A 6798-nucleotide genomic window follows, 5' to 3' on the forward strand; every position below is an offset into this window, starting at 1 on the left:
AGGTGAACAACTGGGACTAAAAAAAGGTGAACAACTCAAGGCAGTTAACATAGCCAAAGAAATGCTATCAGAAGGCTTTGATATAGTCAAAATTGCTCGTATTACTGGTCTTTCAGAACCAGAAATTAAAGATTTGTCTAAAGTATAGCGAAGCTTTTGAAAAGATTGTGTAAATATACATAATTCATTTAAATCTATCTTCAAATATAATCATAAAATGTGCGATGGCGCTATTCCAATTATGAATCAATATGGTCCATTTTTTAGTCATATCATGACTTTCGCACTTTTATTTAAAAGTTATATATAAATTTTTCCAAAAGATTTTTAAATATACACTTATAGATTGTTGCTTATGCTGCCGAAAGACCTGTGTCCATAACGTTTAAAAGAAAACTGATTTTCCCAAGGCTTGTATAAGCTTTTCTTTAAGACTCGGTTCCTTAAAACAATTTGCAAACCCATTTGCTTCTGTTTGGAATCCATTTTCGTCAGGATTCTCTGCCGCATTCACACAAGTTACCAACATGCCTAATGCTAGATCTGCATTATTTGCAATAGCTGTAAGCCATTTTTTTGCTTTTTTTAGCATTTCTTCTTTGTAACTAACTACTTCACTTACCAAGCCCATTCTTTCAGCATCTTCTGCACTAATTCGTTTTCCAGTCATTAAATATTCTAATGCCTTAGTTTTGCCAAGTAGTTGTGTTAACCGTTGTGTGCCCCCAAAGCCAGGAATAACGCCGAAAGTGATTTCTGGAAAAGCAAAAACAGCATTCTCAGAAGCAAATCTAAAATGGCAAGCTAGTGCCAATTCAAATCCAGATCCCAATGCATATCCATTAATAGCAGCTAGAATAGGTTTAGGACAATCCTCTATTAAGGCTAATACTTCTTGGCCATTTTCTGCAAATTTTCTAGCGTTTAATTCACTTAGCTTAAGCAACTCAGAAACATCCGTTCCTAGCGCGAAAACTTCTTCTTCAGATCCAGTAATAATTACACCTTCTATCTCATCATTGTCATATACTCCCTGAATCACATTACGTAGTTCACTAAGGCTTTTTTCTGTTAAAGTAAAAGGTTTTGAATCAGATCTAAATGTAATGGTTAAAATGCCATCTTCTAAATTATTTTGTAACGATTCCATTTTTTCCATGTTGGATGTAATTTTTTATAGCCTAACAAGTAAATGTAATCAGTAAATTTCATTATTGCTACTAGGCGGATTGAGCCACGCAAACTTTTCCTATTGTTATAGCAACAAGCGTCTGAACTATTCAAATATACACTAACTTTAAGTAGTGAAACAAATTTTTCTAGCATAGTGGTATACTGGACTGAAAAAATCAGACCAATTTTTTGTTCATTTTGTTTCCCATTAGTTGGAGTCTATTAAGCCACATTCTTATTTAATTTGGTAACACAAAGAAGGCCATATAGAAATAGCGCAAATACAAAGAAGAGGATTTTAGTAGTTGGTTTTACGATCTAACCCATTTAATATTTCATGTAAAGTATTTTCATCAGATACTAAAACCTCCCTTGCCTTGCTTCCCTCAAATGGGCCTACTATGCCTGCAGCCTCTAGTTGGTCTATAAGTCTACCAGACCTATTGTAACCAAGTTTTAGTTTGCGTTGAATTAACGAAGTACTTCCCTGTTGATGTAATACGATTAACTTAGCTGCCTCTTCAAACAAAGGATCTATGTCTTGAAGGTCTACAACAGTACTATCATCTTTATTCTCTTCATCATAAAGAGGTAGCATATATGCAGATTGATAACCTCTTTGAGCACCAATATAACTACAAACACGCTCTACTTCTTCTGTGTCTAAAAAAGGAGTTTGTAGGCGGATGATGTCAGAATTCATAGAGAGTAGCATGTCTCCATTGCCCACCAACTGCTCTGCCCCGCTGGCATCTAAAATAGTTCTTGAATCAATCTTTGAGCTTACCTTATAAGAGATTCTAACAGGAAAATTAGCCTTTATGATACCTGTAATAACATTTACAGAAGGCCGTTGCGTGGCTAAAACAAGATGAATGCCAATGGCACGTGCCAGTTGAGCAAGCCGAGCAATAGGGACTTCTATTTCCTTTCCTGCTGTCATCATCATATCTGCGAATTCATCTATTACCAATACAACATAAGGTAGAAACCGGTGCCCTTCTTGTGGAAGGAGAACTCTTTTAATAAATTTTTCGTTATATTCCTTTATATTTCTTGTCCCTGCTTCTTTTAACAGTTCATACCGATGATCCATTTCAACACATAGAGAATTTAGGGTGTTGACCACTTTTTTGGTTTCTGTAATAATCGCTTCGTCACTAACTGGTAGTTTGGCTAAAAAATGGTTCTCTAGTTTGTTATACAGAGAAAGTTCTACCTTTTTAGGATCCACCAGTACCAATTTGAGTTGAGAGGGATGTTTTTTATAAATAAGGGATGTAAGCAACACATTGAGTCCTACCGATTTCCCCTGTCCAGTAGCTCCAGCAATAAGCAGATGTGGCATACGGGCTAAATCTGCAATAAACATATCATTAGAAATACTTTTCCCTAATACAATGGGTAATTCCATTTTACCTTTTAAAAACTTTTCAGAGGCAAGTATTTCTCTCAGCGGAACTATTTCTCGATTTTTATTGGGCACTTCAATACCTATAGTTCCTTTACCTGGTATAGGAGCAATAATACGAATGCCAAGTGCAGCTAAATTTAGTGCAATATCATCTTCTAAATTTTTGATTTTAGAAATTTTGATCCCTGCTTCTGGGACAATTTCATAAAGTGTAACTGTGGGCCCAATAGTCGCTTTTATCTTGGATATATTTATCTTAAAATTGTTAAGGGTTTGTACAATATTGTTTTTATGTGATTCTAATTCTTCTTTGGTTACAGAGCTGCTTCCCTGTTCATAACCTTCTAGTAAATCTAATGCAGGATATTTATAACTAGATAGATCTAAAGTAGGATCGTAATTTTCACTTCGAATACCATCTACCATAGATGATTTTGTATGAATAGTAAGGTTTTCCTTACTTATAGGAATGGTAGATTGCACCTTACTTATAGATGGAATAACCTCAAAATCAATGTTACCATAATCTTCTTTAGATGAACAATTCCCTGCCATAGCTGTAGCATGATGGCTTGTCGTTTGCGTTACTATATGATACTCTTTTTTTTTATCTAGGAATGCTGAGTCTTCAAGGATATCATCTTCTAATGCTTCACCACTATGATTTTTATAATCACCGTCTAAGTGAGGGGGATGAAGAACTTCGCTCCCTTTTTTTCGCATTGTAAAAAACGGAATCATCGGTAATGAGGTAATGTTAAAGCATATCACAATAAAAGCTACCAATAAGAGAAAAAGCAACAAAAATGTTCCATAGCCTAACAATCCTTTAAAAAGGGTACCTAACTCGTAAGAAACTCCACCTAACTGACTGGTTAGCAGTTGATTATTTGGATAAAATGTGTGCAGATAACCTAGTAAAATATTGAACCATAAGATAAAAAAAACGGAAGCTATAATAATCTTTGATACAGAAAGTTCAAACCAAATTTTTTGTGTTACCATCTTTGTTCCTATTATGAACAGACCTGGTAAAAAGAGAAAAGCCGTAACGCCCCACCATAGGTATACAAAATAATAACTTGTAAAAGCACCTATAAAACCTACCCAATTTTGGGTGACTACGCCAGATTTTTTTATCCCTAATGCTTTGAAAGATTCAACAACATGTTGGTCACTATCTCCATGGATGAAGTGAGACAGAAAGGCAAAGGCTAAAAAAATTGCTACTCCTTGTAAGAAAATACCAATGGCTATTTTTACACGTTTATCTAACCTAAATAACTTAAAAGAGACTCTTTTTTTTTCAAGCGGAGTATCTCGTTGAATTTTATAGTTATTTCTGGCCATTGATTATATATTATTGATTTTAAAATAAAAACACACTTAATAAAGTATAAATTAATATTAAGCAAATCCTAGCTCTAGCTTGGCAGCTTCAGACATACGGTCTGTAGTATAAGGCGGCTCGAAAGTTAAATGAATCATTACATCATTTACGCCCTCTATAGCTCTAATTCTTTCTTCTATTTGGATAGGTATCGTATCTGCTGCTGGACAGTTTGGAGAAGTAAGCGTCATCAAGACTTCAATATTATTAAGCGGCAATATGTTTATTTCATAAATAAGCCCCAACTCGTAAATGTCTACAGGTATTTCTGGATCATATACTTGTTTAATGGCTTCTATGATTTGATTTTTCTGAATCATAGAGTATAATGTTTTTTATAGAGTGATTGCACCATTGTGCTAGTTGCAATATAATCAATCGTTAACAAAAGATACATATTGTCTATATTTAGACTGTTTAAGTTATTTTAAAATAAAGAAGTATCAGCATTTTTTTCTCTATACAGAATTATTTCATAACTTATGTTTGTAATGTAATGGTTATTCATAATAAATGCATAAAGCTTATGCAAAGTCAAGTGAAATATTTAATTCAACTTTTGCTTTTATCTTTTTTTAATTTAAGCCACGCAAAATCCAATCGTCTGGTTGATTTAAAAAAAATCCAAAAAGGAATATATGAAGAAGAGCTACCTTTACATATTGCCTGCTTTATAGGCACAAAAGATAAAACTAAAAAAGAGCCACCGCTTCCGTTTTCTATGCCATTTAATCAAGAAATTAAATTAGAAAAACTTTTAGCAGCAAGAGAAATTGCTTATAAAAATAAGCCTCTAATACAGGGATACACTATACAGCTTTATATGGGTAGCAGTAGAAGCATGGCTTTAAAGTCACAAGATATGGCAAGAACATTACAGTCAACTTATATTCCTGAACTTAACTATAGACAACCCAATTATACTGTTTGGATTGGTTTTTTTTCGAGTAAAATGGAAGCTTATCTTTTTTTTCTTCCTTTAATGAAAAATTTTCCTAAGGCTATTCTTCGTCCTTTTATGCTTACCAGAGAGACTTTTTTGAATTACAATAAAGAGTTTTAAAGACGAACACTGATTTGTTCAATAATAATTGAAGGAATATGCTTATATTTAGCTTTGATAGCTTTAGCTAAGCCTAAACAGGCAGATCACTATCTACTGCAGTTATTTTTCTTTGCTTGATTATAATTATAATAACATATATAATTATAACGATTGATTTCTAAACATTATGAAAATTATAGCTCGATCCGTTTTTTTTATTGGTTCTTTAATTTTTCTATTTGCGTCTAGCTTTGGAACAAATCGTCCTACTAATAAAAAACCCAATAAAGTGAGCCTAACAACGGGACGCCGTTTTAATCAATCAGATACGTTGCATGTGACTCCTTTTAAGGGTGAACCATTTCTTAAAAATATGGCTTATGTAGATGGAGGATATATGATTATGGGCAATATGGGAGAGGAGCAGTCTAGTGCAGGAGAACGTTATGCGAAACCTGTTACTGTCAATTCTTTTTACATTGATAAAACACCTATTACGAATCTAGATTATAGAGAATACCTAGATGATTTAAAAAAAAGAGGCTTGATGGACCAGTACAATGCCGCTATGCCAAACCAAAAAGTTTGGGTAGAAGCTTTTAGTTTCAATGATCCATATTTAGAAAATTACTTTCATTCTCCCTATTTTATGTATTATCCCGTTGTAGGTGTAAGTTGGCAACAAGCTACTGAGTACTGTAAATGGAGAACGGAAGTTGTTGGTAGTGAAATCAAACAACGTAATAAAAAGCGAAATATCCAGTCTAGTACTACTTCTACTCAATCCTCTGGTTTGGAACATAATGCTGCTACAGAAAATGCTACTTCAGAAGATGAAAAAGGTAAAGAAAATATATATAATTATAATAAGGAGGTAATAGAATTGGCACTACCTATATTTCGTCTTCCTACCGAAGCAGAGTGGGAATATGCAGCCCGGGGTATTATTGGTAAAGCAAATGTGGATTATCTACAAACACATCAACGTATCTATCCTTGGAGTAATCCTTCTCATAGAGGTAAAGATGGTAAGTTTTTGGCTAACTTCAAGAGAGGGAAAGGCAATTATAAAGGGATAGCTGGAGAGTCTAATAATATAGCTCCTACTTCCGATGTCTATAGCTATCCGCCAAATGATTTGGGCATATATGATATGGTTGGCAATGTGTGTTGTTGGGTAATTGACACGTATAGGCCTCTTTCTTTACAGGATACAAACGATCTAAATCCTATAAGGAGGGATGGTTTATTGGATAATGCTGATAGTTATACTGCTTCACATAAAGTGCTTATTAATGATCATGTTAAAGTATATAAAGGCTGTTCTTGGGCTGATAGCGCTTGCTTTTTACAAATAGGTACGCGACGTTTTTTAGATGAAAACAACTCTACTGCTACCATTGGGTTTAGATGTGTGGTTTCTAGTTTAGGTAAGTAGTAATAGTATTACTATATGCTTTTATATACAATAAACAACACGTAAAGTAATCAAGGGGTTCATGATGGGATATGCACAACATGTTGTATTAGTCGATGACGATAATAATGTTCTAGGAATAGAAGAGAAGCTAATAGCACATAATGCTTCCACTAAATTACATAGAGGATTTTCTGTCTTCTTGTTTAATACTAAAAAAGAGCTTATAATACAGCAAAGAGCTTATACAAAAAAAACTTGGGGAGGATTTTGGTCAAATAGTTGGTGGTGGTACAAATATATGATGGGATAAAAGACTGACATTGAGGATTTTCCACTATATTTGATAAAAAACGGCT

General features: G+C 33.8%; 6 protein-coding genes. 3 read left to right on the top strand and 3 right to left on the bottom strand.

What is annotated here, in order from left to right; translation table 11 throughout:
• Positions 1-385: 385 nt before the first annotated feature.
• The 3 genes from CCPUN_RS03900 to CCPUN_RS03910 form a co-directional block, all read right to left on the bottom strand.
• Positions 386-1159, bottom strand: coding sequence for an enoyl-CoA hydratase/isomerase family protein (locus CCPUN_RS03900; RefSeq protein ID WP_133282271.1), 774 nt, complete (start codon positions 1157-1159; stop codon positions 386-388).
• Positions 1160-1471: 312 nt separating this feature from the next.
• Positions 1472-3937 carry an FtsK/SpoIIIE family DNA translocase gene (locus tag CCPUN_RS03905; protein WP_133282272.1) on the bottom strand — a complete coding sequence of 822 codons (2466 nt, stop codon included), beginning with the start codon at positions 3935-3937 and terminating at the stop codon, positions 1472-1474.
• 57 nt (positions 3938-3994) lie between these two features.
• Positions 3995-4297, bottom strand: a complete 303-nt coding sequence (locus tag CCPUN_RS03910; protein WP_133282273.1) for an iron-sulfur cluster assembly protein — start codon at positions 4295-4297, stop codon at positions 3995-3997.
• A gap of 206 nt (positions 4298-4503) precedes the next feature.
• On the opposite strand from CCPUN_RS03910, the gene CCPUN_RS03915 reads away from it, so the two are divergent.
• The 3 genes from CCPUN_RS03915 to CCPUN_RS03925 all read left to right on the top strand — a co-directional run bounded on the left by CCPUN_RS03915 (position 4504) and on the right by CCPUN_RS03925 (position 6752).
• Positions 4504-5040, top strand: a complete 537-nt coding sequence (locus tag CCPUN_RS03915; protein WP_133282274.1) for a hypothetical protein — start codon at positions 4504-4506, stop codon at positions 5038-5040.
• 169 nt (positions 5041-5209) lie between these two features.
• Positions 5210-6460 carry an SUMF1/EgtB/PvdO family nonheme iron enzyme gene (locus CCPUN_RS03920; protein WP_133282275.1) on the top strand — a complete coding sequence of 417 codons (1251 nt, stop codon included), beginning with the start codon at positions 5210-5212 and terminating at the stop codon, positions 6458-6460.
• Positions 6461-6521: 61 nt separating this feature from the next.
• Positions 6522-6752, top strand: a complete 231-nt coding sequence (locus tag CCPUN_RS03925; protein ID WP_133282276.1) for an NUDIX hydrolase — start codon at positions 6522-6524, stop codon at positions 6750-6752.
• Positions 6753-6798 lie beyond the last annotated feature (46 nt).

The sequence above is a fragment of the Cardinium endosymbiont of Culicoides punctatus genome (assembly GCF_004354815.1).
Classification (GTDB): domain Bacteria; phylum Bacteroidota; class Bacteroidia; order Cytophagales; family Amoebophilaceae; genus Cardinium.

What these genes read in the sequence shown, in the direction of transcription:
- CCPUN_RS03915 (WP_133282274.1), top strand. Translation starts at nt 4,504, where the DNA reads ATGCAAAGTCAAGTGAAATATTTAATTCAACTTTTGCTTTTATCTTTT.
- CCPUN_RS03900 (WP_133282271.1), bottom strand. Translation starts at nt 1,159, where the DNA reads ATGGAAAAAATGGAATCGTTACAAAATAATTTAGAAGATGGCATTTTA.
- CCPUN_RS03910 (WP_133282273.1), bottom strand. Translation starts at nt 4,297, where the DNA reads ATGATTCAGAAAAATCAAATCATAGAAGCCATTAAACAAGTATATGAT.
- CCPUN_RS03920 (WP_133282275.1), top strand. Translation starts at nt 5,210, where the DNA reads ATGAAAATTATAGCTCGATCCGTTTTTTTTATTGGTTCTTTAATTTTT.
- CCPUN_RS03925 (WP_133282276.1), top strand. Translation starts at nt 6,522, where the DNA reads ATGATGGGATATGCACAACATGTTGTATTAGTCGATGACGATAATAAT.
- CCPUN_RS03905 (WP_133282272.1), bottom strand. Translation starts at nt 3,937, where the DNA reads ATGGCCAGAAATAACTATAAAATTCAACGAGATACTCCGCTTGAAAAA.